Source organism: Bradyrhizobium nitroreducens (genome assembly GCF_002776695.1).
GTDB lineage: Bacteria > Pseudomonadota > Alphaproteobacteria > Rhizobiales > Xanthobacteraceae > Bradyrhizobium > Bradyrhizobium nitroreducens.
In genome coordinates, this window is record NZ_LFJC01000003.1 from 397,588 (window position 1) to 413,949 (window position 16,362).

General features: G+C 66.2%; 18 protein-coding genes, 1 tRNA gene and 1 riboswitch. Of the genes, 12 read left to right on the plus strand and 7 right to left on the minus strand.

Features of this window, described 5'->3' with window-relative positions:
- Nucleotides 1–307: 307 nt before the first annotated feature.
- Nucleotides 308–700 carry a Co2+/Mg2+ efflux protein ApaG gene (apaG, locus tag TSA1_RS02015; protein WP_063199673.1) on the minus strand — a complete coding sequence of 131 codons (393 nt, stop codon included), beginning with the start codon at nt 698–700 and terminating at the stop codon, nt 308–310.
- A 209-nt stretch (nt 701–909) separates the two neighbouring features.
- On the opposite strand from apaG, the gene TSA1_RS02020 reads away from it, so the two are divergent.
- The 3 genes from TSA1_RS02020 to TSA1_RS02030 are packed head-to-tail and all read left to right on the plus strand — an operon-like array spanning nt 910 to nt 3,980.
- Nucleotides 910–2,190: an OpgC domain-containing protein gene (locus tag TSA1_RS02020; protein WP_100174871.1), complete on the plus strand. Its 1,281-nt coding sequence runs from the start codon at nt 910–912 to the stop codon at nt 2,188–2,190.
- On the plus strand, nt 2,190–2,963 hold the full coding sequence (locus tag TSA1_RS02025) for an SGNH/GDSL hydrolase family protein (RefSeq protein WP_100174872.1): 774 nt from the start codon (nt 2,190–2,192) through the stop codon (nt 2,961–2,963). Before TSA1_RS02020 ends, TSA1_RS02025 begins: the two co-directional genes overlap by 1 nt.
- Before the next feature lie 12 nt (nt 2,964–2,975).
- On the plus strand, nt 2,976–3,980 hold the full coding sequence (locus TSA1_RS02030) for an SGNH/GDSL hydrolase family protein (RefSeq protein WP_100174873.1): 1,005 nt from the start codon (nt 2,976–2,978) through the stop codon (nt 3,978–3,980).
- A 175-nt stretch (nt 3,981–4,155) separates the two neighbouring features.
- Here the strand turns inward: TSA1_RS02030 and TSA1_RS02035 are convergent, their stop codons facing one another.
- A complete protein-coding gene (locus TSA1_RS02035) occupies nt 4,156–5,343 on the minus strand; it encodes an O-succinylhomoserine sulfhydrylase (RefSeq protein WP_174718697.1) in 1,188 nt (395 codons plus the stop codon).
- A gap of 74 nt (nt 5,344–5,417) precedes the next feature.
- Nucleotides 5,418–5,497, minus strand: a riboswitch (SAM riboswitch).
- 80 nt (nt 5,498–5,577) lie between these two features.
- Between TSA1_RS02035 and TSA1_RS02040 the strand changes: the two genes are divergently transcribed.
- From TSA1_RS02040 to TSA1_RS02055, 4 genes are all read left to right on the plus strand, one after another.
- Complete coding sequence (locus TSA1_RS02040; protein ID WP_100174874.1) at nt 5,578–6,714, plus strand: 2'-deoxycytidine 5'-triphosphate deaminase; 1,137 nt, start codon at nt 5,578–5,580, stop codon at nt 6,712–6,714.
- A gap of 105 nt (nt 6,715–6,819) precedes the next feature.
- Entirely contained in the window at nt 6,820–7,236 is a 417-nt protein-coding gene (locus TSA1_RS02045; protein WP_100174875.1) for a PAS domain-containing protein, read from the plus strand.
- A gap of 105 nt (nt 7,237–7,341) precedes the next feature.
- Nucleotides 7,342–8,394: a hypothetical protein gene (locus TSA1_RS02050; protein ID WP_100174876.1), complete on the plus strand. Its 1,053-nt coding sequence runs from the start codon at nt 7,342–7,344 to the stop codon at nt 8,392–8,394.
- A 166-nt stretch (nt 8,395–8,560) separates the two neighbouring features.
- On the plus strand, nt 8,561–10,003 hold the full coding sequence (locus TSA1_RS02055; RefSeq protein WP_100174877.1) for an MATE family efflux transporter: 1,443 nt from the start codon (nt 8,561–8,563) through the stop codon (nt 10,001–10,003).
- Between the two features lie 79 nt (nt 10,004–10,082).
- On the opposite strand, the gene TSA1_RS02060 is transcribed toward TSA1_RS02055, so the two are convergent.
- The 5 genes from TSA1_RS02060 to TSA1_RS02080 all read right to left on the minus strand — a co-directional run bounded on the left by TSA1_RS02060 (nt 10,083) and on the right by TSA1_RS02080 (nt 13,211).
- Nucleotides 10,083–10,595: a hypothetical protein gene (locus TSA1_RS02060; protein WP_174718699.1), complete on the minus strand. Its 513-nt coding sequence runs from the start codon at nt 10,593–10,595 to the stop codon at nt 10,083–10,085.
- Nucleotides 10,596–10,724: 129 nt separating this feature from the next.
- Nucleotides 10,725–11,126, minus strand: a complete 402-nt coding sequence (locus TSA1_RS02065; protein ID WP_100174879.1) for an SRPBCC family protein — start codon at nt 11,124–11,126, stop codon at nt 10,725–10,727.
- A 157-nt stretch (nt 11,127–11,283) separates the two neighbouring features.
- Nucleotides 11,284–11,643: a VOC family protein gene (locus tag TSA1_RS02070; RefSeq protein ID WP_174718700.1), complete on the minus strand. Its 360-nt coding sequence runs from the start codon at nt 11,641–11,643 to the stop codon at nt 11,284–11,286.
- A gap of 55 nt (nt 11,644–11,698) precedes the next feature.
- Entirely contained in the window at nt 11,699–12,538 is an 840-nt protein-coding gene (locus TSA1_RS02075) for a helix-turn-helix transcriptional regulator (RefSeq protein ID WP_100174881.1), read from the minus strand.
- A 94-nt stretch (nt 12,539–12,632) separates the two neighbouring features.
- Nucleotides 12,633–13,211, minus strand: coding sequence for a methylated-DNA--[protein]-cysteine S-methyltransferase (locus tag TSA1_RS02080; RefSeq protein ID WP_100174882.1), 579 nt, complete (start codon nt 13,209–13,211; stop codon nt 12,633–12,635).
- Nucleotides 13,212–13,385: 174 nt separating this feature from the next.
- Between TSA1_RS02080 and TSA1_RS02085 the strand changes: the two genes are divergently transcribed.
- The 5 genes from TSA1_RS02085 to TSA1_RS02105 all read left to right on the plus strand — a co-directional run bounded on the left by TSA1_RS02085 (nt 13,386) and on the right by TSA1_RS02105 (nt 16,321).
- Nucleotides 13,386–13,459, plus strand: a tRNA-Gly gene (locus TSA1_RS02085).
- A 170-nt stretch (nt 13,460–13,629) separates the two neighbouring features.
- A complete protein-coding gene (locus tag TSA1_RS02090) occupies nt 13,630–14,211 on the plus strand; it encodes a helix-turn-helix domain-containing protein (RefSeq protein ID WP_174718701.1) in 582 nt (193 codons plus the stop codon).
- The gene (locus TSA1_RS02095; protein ID WP_174718702.1) at nt 14,211–14,723 is read left to right on the plus strand and encodes a GNAT family N-acetyltransferase; all 513 of its coding nucleotides are present in this window, start codon (nt 14,211–14,213) and stop codon (nt 14,721–14,723) included. Before TSA1_RS02090 ends, TSA1_RS02095 begins: the two co-directional genes overlap by 1 nt.
- Before the next feature lie 2 nt (nt 14,724–14,725).
- Nucleotides 14,726–15,190, plus strand: coding sequence for a GNAT family N-acetyltransferase (locus tag TSA1_RS02100; protein ID WP_174718703.1), 465 nt, complete (start codon nt 14,726–14,728; stop codon nt 15,188–15,190).
- Between the two features lie 90 nt (nt 15,191–15,280).
- Nucleotides 15,281–16,321, plus strand: a complete 1,041-nt coding sequence (locus tag TSA1_RS02105; protein WP_100174885.1) for a LacI family DNA-binding transcriptional regulator — start codon at nt 15,281–15,283, stop codon at nt 16,319–16,321.
- The last annotated feature ends 41 nt before the right edge of the window (nt 16,322–16,362 follow it).

Genomic DNA, 16,362 nt, shown 5'->3' on the forward strand with positions numbered 1-16,362 from the left:
GCGCGTGTCTTTCGCGCAGCAGACCGCGGGTGCCAGCCGGCACCCGGCCTTCCCTGCGCCCTCTTGGATTTACGAGGGTGGAGCGACGAAGCAAAGCTCGGGCGTTTCAAGCCGCGAGAACGAAAAGGCATGTCTGCGATTTGGGATTCGATGGAAAGATGGTCTCATGCCCCGGACGCAGCGCAGCACGAAGTGATGCGCTGCAGAGCCGGGGCCCATCCATCCGCGTGCCGTGCCGCCCTGGGTCCCGGCTCCGTGCCGCAACGCTTGCGCGTTGCAGCTCGTCCGGGACACGAAACGCCCGCCCCTAATTCAACACCCGCTTGCTGTCAGGGCTATCCAGCGAGAACGCCGGCACGTCGATCTCGAAGCGCTCGCCGCTCTCGGTGACCATCTGGTAGCGGCCGGTCATGAAGCCGGAGGCGGTCGAGAGCGGCACGCCGGAAGTGTATTCGAAGCGCTCGCCGGGGGCCAGGATCGGCTGCTCGCCGACCACGCCCTCGCCCTTGACCTCCTGCTGGCGGCCGGAGGCGTCGGTGATGATCCAATGCCGCGTCTTGAGCTGCACGGTCTCCTCGCCCGAGTTGGTGATGACGATGGTGTAGGACCAGAAATAGCGGGAACGGTCGGCCGACGACTGCTCCGGAACAAAGTTCGGCTCGACGGTCACTTCGATGTGGCGGGTCACGGCGCGGTACATGGCTGCCACCATACCGAAATCCGGCGCCGGAACCAAACGCCGCGGCCGGCCTTGGCGACATCGTCCCGCCAGAATTCGAAGGGAAGGACACCGGCGAGGGAAACGCCCGCAAAGGGATACCCCACATGGTCCGGCCGCTTTGCGAGTTCGGAAGCGGACCGGTACACTCCTCGAGACGTCGCGATTTGCGGAAGGGTTTTTGGCCCCCGATGACCATTGCCGACCAAGTGACGGGATCGACGATCGCGGGAACCGCCAAGCCCGTCGACAGCGCGTCCGTCGACAGCAAGCCCGCGGGAGCGAGGCCGCGCGCGAGGGCGCCGGCCATCACGCTGCCTGCCATCGGCGAGCGCGAGCTCCGGCTCGACCTGTTCCGCGGGCTCGCGCTGTGGCTGATCTTCATCGACCACCTGCCACCCAGCCTGCTCACCTGGTTCACCATCCGCAATTACGGCTTCAGCGACGCCACCGAGATCTTCATCTTCATCTCCGGCTACACCGCCGCCTTCGTCTACGGCAGGGCGATGCTGGAGAGCGGCGTCGTCATCGCCACGGCGCGCATCCTGCGCCGGGTCTGGCAGATCTACGTCGCCCACGTCTTCCTGTTCACGATCTTCCTCGCCGAGATATCCTACGTCGCGACCAGCTTCGAGAACCCGCTCTACACCGAAGAGATGGGCATCATGGATTTCCTCAAGCAGCCCGACGTCACCATCGTGCAGGCGCTGCTGCTGCGTTTCCGCCCCGTCAACATGGACGTGCTGCCGCTCTACATCGTGCTGATGCTGGCGCTGCCCCTGATCCTGTGGTCGATGAAATGGCGGCCTGACGTCACGCTCGGCCTCTCGGTCGTGCTCTACGCGGTCACCTGGGAGTACGACCTCTACCTGTCGGCCTATCCGAACGGCTTCTGGGCCTTCAATCCCTTCGCCTGGCAATTGCTGTTCGTGTTCGGGGCATGGTGCGCGCTGGGAGGTGCGCGACGCATGTCGCGCATCCTGGCCTCGCCCGTGACGATGTGGATCGCGATCGCCTATCTCGTCGCGGCGTTCTACGTGACGCTGACCTGGTACGTGCCGCAACTGTCACAGTTCATGCCGAAGCGGATCGAGCAGTGGATGTATCCGATCGACAAGACCGACCTCGACGTGCTGCGCTTCACGCATTTCCTGGCGTTGGCCGCGCTCACCGTGCGCTTCCTGCCCCGGGATTGGCCGGGCTTGAAATCGCGCTGGCTGCGCCCATTGATTCTATGCGGCCAGCATTCCCTCGAGATCTTCTGTCTCGGCGTCTTCCTGGCCTTCGCCGGGCATTTCATTCTCGCCGAAGTCTCCGGCGGCGCGGCCATGCATGCGCTGATTAGTCTCTCCGGGGTCCTGATCATGTGGGGCGTGGCCTGGGTGATTTCGTGGTACAAGCGCGTGGCTGACAAGAGCGGTGCGAAAACCAAAAACGCCGTCGGCAACGCCGATCTGGCGGGAGGGGGCTGATGAAGGCGAAGGTTCTCCTGAGCCTGATCCTGCTATGCGGTAGCCTCGCCGCGCCTGTGGCGCGCGCGGGGGATGCTGCTGCGCCTGCCGCGCCCGCGGCGTGCGAATTGCCGTCCTATCTGCTGACCAGCGAGAGTCAGCTCCCCAAGGTCGCCGACGCCATCAAGGCCGGGAAACCGCTCGAAATCCTGGTCATCGGCAGCCGCTCGACCACGATTCCGTCGTCGGAAGGCAGCTCCTATCCGGCGCGCATGGAGGCGATCCTCAAGGAGAAGCTGCCGGCGTCCGAGGTGGTGCACGTCTCCGTAGAAATACAGAGCAAGAAAACGGCAGAGGAGACCGCGTCCATATTCGTTAAGCTGATGGAAGCAAAAACGCCTACCTTGGTGATCTGGCAGACCGGGACCGTGGATGCTATCCGATCGATCGATCCCGATGAATTTCGCAGCGCGGTGACCGACGGGGTTGTTGCGCTGCAAAAGGCGGGGGCTGACGTCGTCTTGATGAACTTGCAATACAGCCCGCGTACGGAGACCATGATCTCGGCGCCGCCTTATCTCGACAATATGCGGGTGGTGGCGCAGGAGCACGATATTCCGCTGTTCGATCGTTTCGCGATCATGCGGCAGTGGAATGAGCAGGGCCAGTTCGACCTGTTCAGCCCGTCCCGCGGGCCTGAGCTGGCGAAGCAGGTCCATGATTGCCTAGGCCGGGCGTTGGCACAGTTCGTGATCGACGCCGCTCACCTGGAGCCGGCCCAGCAGCAAAATTGAGGTCTAGCGTTAATGAGTTCTCTCCGCCCTTTTCGCCTGACGGCATGGCTGGCCGCGCCTGCAGCAGCAGTGCTGTTGTTGCTGGCGCCGGCCGTGCAGTCCCACGCGCAGACGCAAGCCGCGACCCAAGCAGCGCAGGCGACGCCTGCGCCAGCGCAGTCGGCTGATCCCGCGCCCGCGCCGCCGTCCCAGACCACCGTGGCCGCGACCTCGCCCGAGCAGCGCGGCGTCACGACGCGCGCCATCGACAGGGTGAAGCAGGTCGCCAAATCCGCCGCCGATATTTTCAGCCGCGTGCCCTGCCTGCCGCCAAAGGGCGGCTCGAAGGCGATGGGCTCGCTGCCGCATGTCGCGGGCAAGCTGGTCGCCGGCAAGCCCGTCGTCATCGTCGCGTTCGGCTCATCGTCGACTCAGGGCTTCGGCGCGAGCTCGCCGGAGTTCAACTATCCGAACCGCCTCGCCGCGCAGCTGCGCCGGCACTATCCCACCGCCGACATCACCGTCGTCAATGCCGGCGTCGGCGGCGAGGACGCGCCCGAGATGATGAAACGCCTGCAGACGCAGGTGATCGACGCGCATCCGGACCTCGTGATCTGGCAGGTCGGCACCAACGCCGTGCTGCGCAATCTCGATCCCGGCGAGACCGCAAAAATGGTCGAGGACGGCATCAGCCGCATCCAGGCCGCCGGCGATGCCGACATCGTGCTGGTCGACCCGCAATATTCGCCCGCCGTCAACCAGCGCAAGGAGAGCGCCGGCAAGATGGTGAATCTGCTCGGCAAGGTCGCCGAGCTCCGTCATGTCGGCATCTTCCCGCGCTTCGAGGTGATGCGCGACTGGCACGAGAACCAGTCGATCCCGGTCGAGAGCTTCGTCATCGCCGACGGATTGCACATGAACGACTGGGGCTATGCCTGCTTCGCCCAGCTGCTCGGCGACGACATCATCCGCTCGGTCGGCCAGATCAAGCTCGGGGTCAACGTGCCGGCGGACGTGCGGACATATCGGCCGATGTGAGGTCTGCTTCACCCTCCCCTGAAGGGGGAGGGTCGATCGCGCGCAGCGCGAGCGGGGGGGGTGATCTCTCCACGCGGGCAGTGTTGTATGTGGAGAGACTGTCACCCCACCCCGCTACGCATTCCGCTTCGCTGCATGCGCAGCGACCCTCCCCCTCCAGGGGAGGGTAAGAGCCTCACGCCTTCTCCAACGCCGCCGTCAGATCCTCGATCAGATCGTCGGCATGCTCGAGCCCCGCGGAAAAGCGGATGAAGCCCTCGCTGATGCCGAGCGCGGCACGGTCCTCCGGCTTCAGGCGCTGATGCGTCGTGGTCGCCGGATGCGTGACGAGAGACTTGGCATCGCCGAGATTGTTCGAGATCTTCGCAAGCTTCAATTCATTGAGCACGCGGAACGCCGCCTGCTTGCCGCCCTTGACCTCGAAGCCGACCAGCGTCGAGCCGCCGCGCATCTGCTTTTTCACCAGGGCCGCCTGCGGATGATCGGCGCGGCCGGGATAGACCAGCCGCGAAATCTTCGGATGGCTCGCCAGCACGTCGGCGATGCGCGATGCGGTATCGGTCTGCGCGCGGACGCGCACGCCCAGCGTCTCCAGGCCCTTGAGCAGGACCCAGGCGTTGAACGGCGAGATCGACGGGCCGGTCTGGCGCATGAAATTATGCAGGTGCTCGGCGACGAACGCTTCCGACGACAGGATGATGCCGCCGAGACAACGGCCCTGGCCGTCGATATGCTTGGTCGCGGAATAGACCACGACGTCGGCCCCGAGCGCGAGCGGGCTCTGCCAGATCGGCGTCGCGAACACGTTGTCGACGACGAGCCGCGCGCCGCCGCTGTGCGCGATTTCGGCGATTCCTGGGATGTCGAGCACGTCGAGCGTCGGATTGGTCGGGCTCTCCAGGAAGAACGTCTTGGTGTTGGGCCTGAGCGCACGCTGCCACTGGTCGAGGTCGGAGCCGTCGACCAGCGTGGTCTCGATGCCGTAGCGCGGCAGCAGGTCCTGGATCACGTAGAGGCACGAGCCGAACAGCGCGCGCGAGGCGACGACGTGATCGCCGGCCTTGAGCGGCGCCAGGATCGCGGTCGTCACCGCGGCCATGCCGGTTGCAGCCGAGCGGGCGGCCTCGGCCCCCTCGAGCTCGATCATGCGGCGCTCGAACATTGCGATGGTCGGGTTGGAGTAGCGCGAATAGATGAAGCCGGGGTCCTCGCCCTTGAACCGCGCCTCGCATTGCTCGGCGGTGTCGTAGACATAGCCCTGGGTCAGGAACAGCGCCTCCGACGTCTCGCCAAATTGCGAGCGCAGGGTGCCGGAATGGACCAGGCGGGTTTCGGGACGGTAGTTGGCAGGCGACTTCGACATAGATACCTCCGACATGACCGCTTCGTCGAAAGCGGGCACAAAAAAACCGGCCTGGACATGTCCACGGGCCGGGATCTCAGAGGTCCCCGGCCTGTTTAGCGACTTATTTAACGTGGCTGCAAGCCGGCCGGCTCAAATCACCACGGGATAAGTGATGCTCATATTCCGCAATGCCCTTTCCGTCAAGGCGTCCATCGGATAGCCGTAAAAGACCTGTATTTCCGGCATGTCCGGATGCATTTGAGCCCTGATGAGGACCCCCGGTTGACGTTCACGGTCGCGCCCGACGCCAATGGTATCCTGCCCGACCGCATGATCGCGGCGATGGCGGAGGCAGGCCTCATCCTGCCCGCCTACGACTTCGTCGAGAGCCAGATCCAGCCGGCCAGCCTCGATCTGCGCCTCGGCGACATCGCCTATCGCGTCCGCGCCAGCTTCCTGCCGGGGCCCGGTGCCACGGTCGCCGAGCGCATCGACGAATTGAAGCTGCACGAGTTCAGCCTCGCCGACGGCGCGGTGCTGGAGACCAACTGCGTCTACATCGTGCCGCTGCTGGAGAGTCTGGCGCTGCCGCCGGAGATCGTCGCGGCCGCCAACCCGAAGAGCTCGACCGGCCGGCTCGACGTCTTCACCCGCGTGATCGCCGACGGCACCCGTCGCTTCGACATGATCGGCGCCGGCTATCACGGCCCGCTCTATGCCGAGATCAGCCCGAAGACGTTTCCGGTGCTGGTCAGCGAGGGCTCGCGCCTCAGCCAGGTGCGCTTCCGCACCGGCGATGCCATCCTCAATGCCGACGAGCTCGATGCGCTGCATGCCGCCGAGCGCCTCGTCGACATCGACGATGCCGATCTCTCAGGCGGCGTCGCCGTCTCGGTCGATTTGTCCGGCGAGAAAGCCAGCGGCTTCGTCGGCTACCGCGCCAAGCGCCACACCGGCGTCGTCGACGTCGATCGCCGCGCCGGCTATTCCGTCGAGGACTTCTGGGAGCCGATCTCGGCCCGTCCCGACGGCAGCCTGATCCTCGATCCCGGCGAGTTCTACATCCTCGCCTCCAAGGAAGCCGTGCAGGTGCCGCCCGACTACGCCGCGGAGATGGTGCCGTTCGATCCGCTGGTCGGCGAATTCCGTGTGCATTATGCCGGATTCTTCGATCCCGGCTTCGGCTATGCCGGCGCCGGCGGGCTGGGATCGCGCGCCGTGCTGGAGGTGCGTTCGCGCGAAGTGCCGTTCATCCTCGAGCACGGCCAGATCGTCGGCCGCCTCGTCTACGAGAAGATGCTGGCCCGCCCCGACGCGATGTACGGCCAGCGCATCGGCTCGAACTACCAGGCCCAGGGCCTCAAACTATCGAAGCATTTCCGGGTGTAGCGCGATCCTGTAGCCCGGATGGAGCGCAAGCGTAATCCGGGGCAGTCTCACTTGTAGCGCGATCCCGGATTGCGCTCCGCTTCATCCGGGCTACGAGGTGACGGCATGAGCAATCCATCCGAACTCGACGCAAAGATCGCCGAGAACGTCGCGGATGCGCTGATCTATTCGGATCGCTCCGGCACAATCATGCGCTGGAACGGCGCCGCGACGACGCTGTTCGGCTTCTCCGCGGCGGAAGCGCTCGGCCAGAATCTCGACTTGATCATTCCCGAGCATCTGCGCGCCGCGCACTGGAAGGGCTTCGAGGCCGCACTCGCCAGCGGCGCGATGAAGCTTGCGGGCAAGCCGACGCTGACCCGCGCGCTACACAAGAGCGGACGCAAGCTCTACATCGAGATGACCTTCGCGCTGGTGCGGGATTCCGGCGGCAACGTGCTTGGATCCGTGGCGATGGCCCGCGATGTCACCGAGCGGGTCGAGCGCGAGCGCGCAGCCAGGACGCCGCCGCAAACTTCGTGATGCGGAATTGGCAGGCGATCGCGCAGGGCGCCCTGCACGGGCGTCATGTTGCCTGCCGGAAGGTGCAGTGACACACTCGATCAAAATCAAGGATCGGGAGCGAACATGGCCGCCGCCTCAGACGCCGCGCAGGAAGCCCAATGGAAGCGCTGGCGCGCGGTCGCCGACCTCTATCACGCCTACTTCACCGGCCTCATCCTCACCGTGGTGACGCGGCGCGGCACCGCCGATGCGGCGGAATTCGTCTTCCGCGTCTTCCGCCGCCAGCAGCAGGAGCGCTTCCTGCCCGGCCTCAGGAAGCTCGGGATCGATCATCTGCCGCCGGCGGTGGCGGCCGCGCAATATCACTATCTCTCCAACTGGATCGGCGGCGTGCATGTCGAATACATGTATGAGAGCGATACCAAGGCCTGGATCCGCTATCCGCCGCCGCGCTGGATCTGGAAGGGCACCGCGATCTGCGGCGTGCCGGGCGAGGTGAGCCGCGCGATGCTGCGCGGCTGGCACGCCAACAACGGCGTTGCGCTCGGTGATCTCAGGCTCGGCTTCGTCTGCACCAAGCAGAGCGTCGACGGCCAGGACGGGCTGGAAGGTTACTACCATCAATACGATCATCCGCTCGAGCTGGACCAGCGGCTCGTGTTCGCGCGTCATCTCGAAGCGCCGCTGTTCGATGCGAAGATCGCGCCGGCACTTCCCGTTGCGAGCTGGCCGAAGCCGCGCCTGGAGAAGGCCTATCGGAATTACGCGATGGAATATGTCCGCACCGCCGCGCCCGTGATGGTGCAGCTGTTCGGCCCGGAGGACGCCGGCTATCTGCTGCGGCTCACCGGCAAGCTGATCGGTATGCAATATTTCGACGAGGTTGCGGCGGCGCTGGCGATGGGGCGCGGTGGGAGAAGTGAATTCGCATCGTTCCTGAATGCGCTGTTCGCCGCGCAGGATGACGCGGCCGAGATGACGCAGTCCGAAGGCACGTTCGAACTCCGCCAGCGGAGCTGGAAGCTGATGGACGACGTCGCCGATGATCATCCCGCCTGCGCCAAGGTGCTGGAGGGACTGTTCGAAGGCCTCGCTGCCGGGTGCGGCCGGCATATCGCCGTGCATGTGCGCCCCGCCGCCGGCGGCCGCCGGCCGTTGGTCTGGACGATCGAATAGCCTTCATCCGTCGAAATGCACTGCCGCAGGGCACGCCTGCATCTGGCGCAGGAGGAATCGCTCCGCACCGTGCTAACACGGCCTCGCTGCGCCCTGCGCGCGAACAAATTGATTGGTACACCTATGCATTGCCGCGCCGCAAATGGCGCCCGTGCCCGGAGGGGACATGTCCGACATCGCCGAAATCCCGGTCGATGAACAAGAGCGCCCGTTGCCGCCGCCCCCGCGGCCGGTGCGAAGCGCGCTGGTGGACGGGCCGATCCTGCGCACGCTGCTGTCGCTTGCCTGGCCCAACGTGATCGCGCTGTCGGCCGGCACCTGCACGGTGATCGCCGAGACCTCCTATATCGGCCGGCTCGGCGTCGAGGCGCTGGCGGCGATGGCGCTGGTGTTCCCGACCATCATCCTGACCATGACGATGTCGGGCGGCGCGATGGGCGGTGCGGTGGCATCCGCCATTGCACGCGCGCTCGGCGCCGGCGATCGCGAGCGCGCGGCCACGCTCGCCATGCATGCGATGCTGATCGGCATCAGCTTCGGCCTCGTCTTCATGCTGGGCATGCTGATCTTCGGGCCGAAAGTGCTCGAGATGCTCGGCGGCCGCGGCGATGTGCTGACCCATGCGATCGCCTACACGCAGGTGTTCTTCGGCGGCGCCGTGCTGCCCTGGCTGCTCAACACCATGGCCGGCGTGCTGCGCGGCACCGGCAACATGAAGCTGCCCTCGTTCCTCATCCTCAACTCCGCGGCCTGGCAGATCGTGCTCGGAGGCACGCTCGGCCTCGGGCTCGGTCCGGTGCCGCAGTTCGGCATGCGCGGCGTCGCGGCCGGCGCGCTGATCGCCTATTCCATGAACATCTGCATCATGGGCTGGGTCCTGTTCTCCGGGCGCGCGCGCGTCACGCCGAAGCTGCGCGGCCTGCGCATCCAATGGGCGATGTTTTTCGACATCCTGAAGGTCGGCGCCATCGCCTGCTTCTCGCCGCTGCAATCGGTGCTGACGATCTCGATCTTCACCCACATGCTGGCGCAGTTCGGCACCGCGATCCTCGCCGGTTACGGTATCGGCGCGCGGCTGGAATTCCTGCTGACCTCGATCGCGTTCTCGTTCGGCATCGCCTGCGTGCCGATGGTCGGGATGGCGATCGGCGCCGGCAACATCGCGCGGGCCCGGCGCGTCGCCTGGATCGCCAGCGTCGCCGCCTTCGTCGCCGTCGGCGCGCCGGCCTGCGTCGTCGCGATGTTTCCCGATCTCTGGATCAACATCTTCACCGACAGCGCGGCCGTGCGTGCGGCAAGCCATCAATATCTCTCGACGGTCGGACCGTTCTACGCGTTCTTCGGCATTGCCACGGTGATGTATTTCTCGTCGCAAGGCGCCGCCAAGGTGATTGGGCCGGTGCTGGCGCAGACGGCGCGGTTGGTCTACATCTCCGCCGCAGGCTGGTGGCTGTCGACCCACGGGGCCACCGCGCAGAGCTTTTTCTGGTTGGCCGCAAGCTCGATGGTCCTGCTCGGCCTGCTCTCGTCCTCCAGCGTCCTGCTGACGCGCTGGGGGCCGCGCGCGAGCTTGCCCGCGATCAGGCCAGCACTATCAGGCGCCGACTAAAGCGCGATGATCGCGCTTTAGGTAGTTGTTTGAGCATGATCCTTTCGGCAGACCGCTACACTCTTTTCCGGATCATGCTCTAGCGATGCCGATGGCGGCGATGGCCGCTGCCGCCGCCGACATTGGCGAGCCGCATCAGTTGCGGGATCATCGCCATCATGTCGCCGCCTCCGACGCCGCCGAGCATGCCCATGATGTCGCCACCGCCGCCGCCGAAGCCGGCCGGGATGGTGCCGCCGCTCATCGGCGCGTAGCCGCCGTAATTCGGCGCGCCGAAGCCGCCGCCGAGATTGCCGGCGGACAGGCCATTCAGGCCGCCGCCGCCCATCATGCCACCGAGACCACCGAGCCCGCCGCCGCCATTCTCCATCATGCGGCTCATCATCGGGCCCATGGTCTGCATCATCATGGCGAAGCGGCGCTTGCCCATCTTCGCCTTCATCATCTCCAGCATCGGCGCCATCTGCGTCATCATGTCCTCGCTGCCTCCGCCGCCGAACCCCGCGAGCTGCGCCTTCGCGGGCGTGCTTGCGACGGAAAACAGCAGCAGCACGGCGGCTGCCTGGCAGATCACCTTGTCCGCACCTCTCATGGCATGCTCCTCGCGTGCGCAGCCCCGCCGGGAGAGTGGAGCCAACCGGACGCACGCCGCCATGGTTACGGCTGGCGAGGGCGGCGATCTGTGAGAAAACTCACGGAGCAGCAGAGCCTGGAGGGCAGCTCACGCCGCAGCGGGCGGGAAGGCCTTGTGCAAGGCGGTCTCGGCCTGGCGGGTCTGTTCCTCGACATAGGCAGCAAGCTCGTTCGGCAGCATGTCGATGATCCAGACCAGGCGGCTTGTCCGCTCGCCGTCGGCGATGACCTGCACCGAGGCGCTGTAGTGCTTCAGCCGCTCGTTGTTGATGGCATAAACGAGACGCTGCCTCACCTCGTCGCAAGCGACCAGCACCTCACGCGCCACCGAACCGTTGGCGAAGGTGACGATTCGCGCATCGCCGTCGAGCGTGCAGGCGGTGACGAAGCCCGGCACCAGCCGCTCATGCAGCGCACCGAAGTCGCGCACGGCGTCCCAGACGTCGCGCGCGGGGGCGTTGACGGGGATGTCGTTGTGGATGGTGGCCATGGGATTTCCTCAAAATCAGTCTTGTGGAGTGGGCAAAGGCGCGTAGCGCCGTGCCCACCATTTGAATTGACGTGGGCAGTCGGTGGGCACGCTTCCGCCTCCGCTCTTCGAGCTACGGCGGACAAGTCGCTTTGCCCCCTACGAGATCTCGTGAGCGTCACGTGCAAACCGCCTCGACATTGTTGCCGTCGGGGTCGATCAGGAACGCTGCGTAATAGGTCGGACTGTAATCCTTGCGCGGCCCGGCGCCGCCATTGTCGCGGCCGCCGTTCTTCAGGCCTTCGCTGTGGAACGCCTTGACCGCGTCATGGCTCCCGGCGCGGAACGCAATATGCGCGCCGTCGGCCTTGCGTCCCTTGTTGAGATGCAGCCACAGCGCCGGCTCGCCCTTCGGACCGAAGCCGGCATAGCCGTCGCCGCTCGAGCACAGCACGTAGCCGAGCGGGGCGAGCACCGCGGTGTAGAAGCGCGTGGCGGCGTCGAGATCGGCAACGCGCAGTCCGATGTGGTCATACATGGTCGTCTCCATTGCAAGGCGCGCCGCGACTGGCGCGCGCCGGAGCCGACCCTAGTCAGTTGAGGGCGATCCGCTCTTGGAGAATCTTGCGCTCGCCCCTCGACGCTTGCCGGAACTTCGTCGGCGATACGCCGGCGGCGCGGTGGAACGTGCGGACGAAATTGGAGAGATCGCCGAAGCCGACGTCATAGGCGACATCGGTGACCGCGATGTCGTCATCCGCGAGCAGCCGTGCCGCGTGGCGCAGCCGCGAGCGCACGAGATATTGATGCGGGGTGACGCCGAGCGCGCCGGAGAACAGCCGGAGGAAATGGAACGGGCTGAGGCCGGCCTGCTTCGCGGCCTGTTCGAGATCGACCTCGGCGTGGGAATTGTCGTCGATCCATAGCGCGGCCTCCACCGCGCGGCGGCGGTCGCGCGCGGTGGGCGTGGCCGGCTTGCGCGGCTTGCCCGAAACGACGTCGACGAAGCGGCCGGCCAGGATCTGGCCGACCTCGTCGAGGCCGATGTCGCTGTTGCCATCTGCCGCCGTCTGGGCGAGCTCGCCCAAGACCATCAATTCGGGCAGCGGCGGCGTGGCGCCGACCCGCCAGATCTCGCGCCGTCCACCGAGAGCATCGACCATGTCCTCGCTGAAGAAGAATCCGAGGCAGACATCGCCGCTGACATGCTCATGCGTGCAGGTGTATTCCTCGCCGGGCGCGCCGACCAGCATCGAGCCCGCGACCAGCTCGAAGAACCCGGCACGGCAATGGCATCCGAAGCTGCCCGCGCGCACATAGGCGATGGAATGCCCGGTGCGGCATTCGGCAAATGGCATATCGTCCGGTCCCGCGTCGCAGCGGAACTCACAGACCGTGATCGATTGTGTCGTCAGCAGCGTGGTCGCGTCCATGCCGCCTTATCTAGGCATGATCCGGAAAAGTGTCAGCGGTTTTCCGACGAGATCATGCCCAAAAACAGAACTGAGGCGCGATCAAGTTCGTCCCTCAGGTGGGGGCACGGGGCGGGGCAACGGGCAGCAGCACCTCGAACAGCGTCTTGCTGGCGACGGGGTGGGCGCCCTCCAGCGCCAGCAGCCGCCGCTTGGAGATCACCCCGCCATAGGGCGAGGGCCGGTCGGCGTAGTTGCCGGCCTCCAGCACCCGGTGGCAGGGCACGATCAGCATGTAGGGATTCTTGGCGATCGCCTGCGCCACCGAGTGCGCGGCGCCTGAGGCGCCCAGCGCCTTGGCGATCTCGTGATAGGTGCGCGTCTCCCCGCGCGGAATCGAGCAGGCGAACTCATAGACGCGCCGGTTAAAGCCGGGTACGCCGCCGGCATCCAGGCTGACCTCGGAAAAGTCGGGGTCGCCGCCTTGCAGCAGGCTCACGATGCCCTCGATTGCAAGCTCGGCATTTTCGGACGGCCGGTGCTCGCGCGCCTCGGGATGGGCCTGGAAAATCCGGCGGCGGGTGTCGATCTCCCGCGCCTCCGGCAATTGCACGGCAACGACGCCGGTGCTGCTCCAGATGATGCCGCAACGACCGACGGCCGTGTCGAATATCGAATAGCCGCGCCCCACCATGCACACGCCCCACTCAGTGCACGTTTCGCCCCAGACATCCGATCATAACACCGCCACAATCCGGCGCACCTGGAATCTTATCAGGACGTTAACAACTGTCGGGCCGGGCGCGCCAAACCGCTTGGCGGCAGGCGCCGTCTCGGCTAATCAGGACGGGCGCGGAGCAGCGCATCCGCGGGCGTAGTTCAATGGTAGAACGGCAGCTTCCCAAGCTGCATACGAGGGTTCGATTCCCTTCGCCCGCTCCAAAGCTTCCCTATTGCGTTTCCATCCGATCCAGGCCGGCGAGCCGCCCAGGCCCTGCGCAAAGATTCTAATATATTGGCTGCACGCTCTCGGCACGCGCACCCCGCCAGCCTTAAGCTCCGCTCGCCCTGATGGGTGCGGTCCTCTGTCGGGCAATATTCGGATGAAGGCCATGGACCAGCAGAAACTCGACCGCGCGATCGGTCGCCGCTTGAAGACGCTTCGCACGCAGGCCGGCATGACGTTGAACGAACTGGCAGCGCGCTCCGGCGTCAGCCGGGCCATGATCGGGCGGGTGGAGCGGGCGCAGAGCAGCGCCACGGCGTCACTGCTCGGCCGGCTCTGCGCGGCGCTCGACGTGTCGCTGAGCGATGTCGTCGCGCTCGCCGAGAAGCCTCCGGAGCGGCTGGTGCGCCTCGCCGACCAGCCGCATTGGCGCGATCCCGACAGCGGCTATCGAAGGCGGCACGCCTCGCCGACGGATGCGGCGAGCGGCATCGAGATCATCGTGGTCGATTTGCCGGCCGGCGCGCGGGTGCCCTACAGCCCCTGGGGCCGCAACGCCTTCACCCAGCAGCTCTTGATGCTGGAGGGCGCGATCGCCGTGCATATCGACGCCAAGGCGGTCCGCTTGCGCGAAGGCGACTGTCTGGATTTCGACGTGATGCGCGCGGTGATCTTCGAGAACGAAACCAAGCAGGACGCGCGTTACGTCATCATCACGCGGCGCGGCGCTTCATACGGGAAAATGTGATGTCGCTGATCGTGCGGGATGCCACGCTGGAGGATGCTGCCGATATCCTCACCATCTACAACTACGCCGCGCTCAACACCACGGCGGTCTGGACCGACGGTCCGTCGGATCTCGACTCGCGGCGTCAATGGATTCTCGCGCGGCAGCAGGCCGGCTATCCCGTGCTGGTCGCGATGAAGGGCGGGGACGTCGTCGGCTTCGCCTCATTCGGCGATTTCCGTCCCTTTCCCGGCTATCGCCACACCGTGGAAAACTCGGTCTATGTCGACGAGCGGCACCACAGGGCGGGCATCGGGCGCAGTCTTGTCGCGGCGCTGATCGAGCGCGCCACCGCCATGAACAAGCACGCGATGATCGCCGGCATCGACGGCACCAATGTCGCCTCCATCGCACTGCACGCCTCGCTCGGCTTCGTCGAGGTCGCGCGCATGCCGGAGGTCGGCTGCAAGTTCGGCCGCTGGCTCGACCTCGTCTTCATGCAGAAGCAGCTTGCCAGCGACGTGAGGCCCTGACCATGCAGATCCGCACCGGCGACACTTTCGATCCCCGCGTCATCGCGCTGCTCGATCATCACGTCACGGCGGCGCGGGCGCAGACCGCGCCCGGCAGCGCACATGCGCTCGATCTGGCGGGCCTTCGCGCCAGCGACATCGCGTTCTGGACCGGTTGGGACGGCGAGCTGCTGGTTGCGACCGGTGCGCTGAAGACGCTCTCGGCTAGCCATGGCGAGGTGAAGTCGATGCACACGCTTCAGACCACGCGGCGGCGCGGCTTTGGCGGTGAGATGCTCCGCCACATCATCACGGAAGCCCGCGCGCGCGGCTTGGCGCGCCTCAGCCTCGAGACCGGCTCGTGGGACTATTTCAAGCCGGCGCATGCGCTCTACCGGGCGCACGGCTTCGTCCCGTGCGGCCCGTTCGAGGGCTACGCCGAGGATCCCAACAGCCTGTTCCTGACGCTGGATCTGACCGGCGGCTAGCTACGGCCCGGTGCAACCCGGGCTTGAAAGCATCGTCCTGCCCCTCAAAATGAGTTGCGTACCTCAAAACACCTCTGCTAGCCTTCAGCCATGGCCGAGACCCTGACCGCGACCGCGCTAACGCTGAAAGACATCGCCCGCGAGGCGGGCGTTAGCCTGGCGACGGTAGACCGCGTGCTGCACAACCGGCCGGGGGTGCGGCCGGACACGGTGCGGCGCGTCCAGGCGGCGATCGAGCGCAATTCGTTCCAGCCCCATGTCGCCGCCGCCGAGCTCGCCCGCGGCCGCGCCCGCCGCTTTGCCTTCGTGATGCCGTCGGGGCCGAACCCGTTCATGCAGCAGATCGAGGCCTATCTCGGCGAGATGTCGGCCTGGCTCTCGGCCCGCCGTCTCAGCGTCGAAATGGTCGCAACCGACGTGTTCGATCCGTCCGTGCTTGCGGCCTCACTCGAGGCGCTGTCGGGCGATTACGACGGCGTCGCCGTGGTGGCGCTGGATCATCCGAGCGTCCGCGCCGCCATCAACGATCTCGTCGATGCCGGCACCAAGGTGGTGACCCTGGTGTCGGACGTGCCGTCGTCACGCCGTCACCATTATGTCGGCATCGACAACATCGCCGCGGGACGCACCGCCGGGGCGCTGGTCGGGCGGCTGGTCGGCCAGAGGTCCGGCAAGGTCGCGATCGTCGCGGGCTCGCAGGGCCTGCGCGACCACGCCGAGCGCATCTTCGGCTTCAACCAGGTGATGGCGTCGGAATTCCCCGACCTCAGCGTGCTGCCGGTGCTGGAAGGGCGCGATGAGGACGACCGTTCGGAACAGGTACTGGCGCGGCTGCTCGGCAGGCATGCCGACATCGTCGGCCTTTACAACGTCGGCGCCGGCACCCAGGGCGTCGCCAAGGCGTTGAGCGATGCCGGCCGCATTGATGTGGTGTTCGTCGGTCACGACGTCACCGTGCTGACGCGCCGGCTGCTGCTGCAGGGCGTGATGGATGCCGCGATCTCGCAGAACCCCGGACATGAGGCGCGCGCCGCCGTGCGCGTGCTGCTGGCGCTCGCCCGCGGCGAGCCGATCTTGCGCGAACAGGAGAAGATCAGGATCGACATCGTGATGCGGGACAATCTGCCCTAGCGGCAGGTGGATCTCGAACGGGCCGTGGTGGAGAGCGCGAC

What these genes read in the sequence shown, in the direction of transcription:
- TSA1_RS02090 (WP_174718701.1), top strand. Translation starts at nt 13,630, where the DNA reads ATGGACCAGCAGAAACTCGACCGCGCGATCGGTCGCCGCTTGAAGACG.
- TSA1_RS02050 (WP_100174876.1), top strand. Translation starts at nt 7,342, where the DNA reads ATGGCCGCCGCCTCAGACGCCGCGCAGGAAGCCCAATGGAAGCGCTGG.
- TSA1_RS02020 (WP_100174871.1), top strand. Translation starts at nt 910, where the DNA reads ATGACCATTGCCGACCAAGTGACGGGATCGACGATCGCGGGAACCGCC.
- TSA1_RS02060 (WP_174718699.1), bottom strand. Translation starts at nt 10,595, where the DNA reads ATGAGAGGTGCGGACAAGGTGATCTGCCAGGCAGCCGCCGTGCTGCTG.
- TSA1_RS02045 (WP_100174875.1), top strand. Translation starts at nt 6,820, where the DNA reads ATGAGCAATCCATCCGAACTCGACGCAAAGATCGCCGAGAACGTCGCG.
- TSA1_RS02040 (WP_100174874.1), top strand. Translation starts at nt 5,578, where the DNA reads ATGCATTTGAGCCCTGATGAGGACCCCCGGTTGACGTTCACGGTCGCG.
- TSA1_RS02070 (WP_174718700.1), bottom strand. Translation starts at nt 11,643, where the DNA reads ATGTATGACCACATCGGACTGCGCGTTGCCGATCTCGACGCCGCCACG.
- apaG (WP_063199673.1), bottom strand. Translation starts at nt 700, where the DNA reads ATGTACCGCGCCGTGACCCGCCACATCGAAGTGACCGTCGAGCCGAAC.
- TSA1_RS02030 (WP_100174873.1), top strand. Translation starts at nt 2,976, where the DNA reads ATGAGTTCTCTCCGCCCTTTTCGCCTGACGGCATGGCTGGCCGCGCCT.
- TSA1_RS02075 (WP_100174881.1), bottom strand. Translation starts at nt 12,538, where the DNA reads ATGGACGCGACCACGCTGCTGACGACACAATCGATCACGGTCTGTGAG.
- TSA1_RS02055 (WP_100174877.1), top strand. Translation starts at nt 8,561, where the DNA reads ATGTCCGACATCGCCGAAATCCCGGTCGATGAACAAGAGCGCCCGTTG.
- TSA1_RS02025 (WP_100174872.1), top strand. Translation starts at nt 2,190, where the DNA reads ATGAAGGCGAAGGTTCTCCTGAGCCTGATCCTGCTATGCGGTAGCCTC.
- TSA1_RS02105 (WP_100174885.1), top strand. Translation starts at nt 15,281, where the DNA reads ATGGCCGAGACCCTGACCGCGACCGCGCTAACGCTGAAAGACATCGCC.
- TSA1_RS02095 (WP_174718702.1), top strand. Translation starts at nt 14,211, where the DNA reads ATGTCGCTGATCGTGCGGGATGCCACGCTGGAGGATGCTGCCGATATC.
- TSA1_RS02035 (WP_174718697.1), bottom strand. Translation starts at nt 5,343, where the DNA reads ATGTCGAAGTCGCCTGCCAACTACCGTCCCGAAACCCGCCTGGTCCAT.
- TSA1_RS02080 (WP_100174882.1), bottom strand. Translation starts at nt 13,211, where the DNA reads ATGGTGGGGCGCGGCTATTCGATATTCGACACGGCCGTCGGTCGTTGC.
- TSA1_RS02100 (WP_174718703.1), top strand. Translation starts at nt 14,726, where the DNA reads ATGCAGATCCGCACCGGCGACACTTTCGATCCCCGCGTCATCGCGCTG.
- TSA1_RS02065 (WP_100174879.1), bottom strand. Translation starts at nt 11,126, where the DNA reads ATGGCCACCATCCACAACGACATCCCCGTCAACGCCCCCGCGCGCGAC.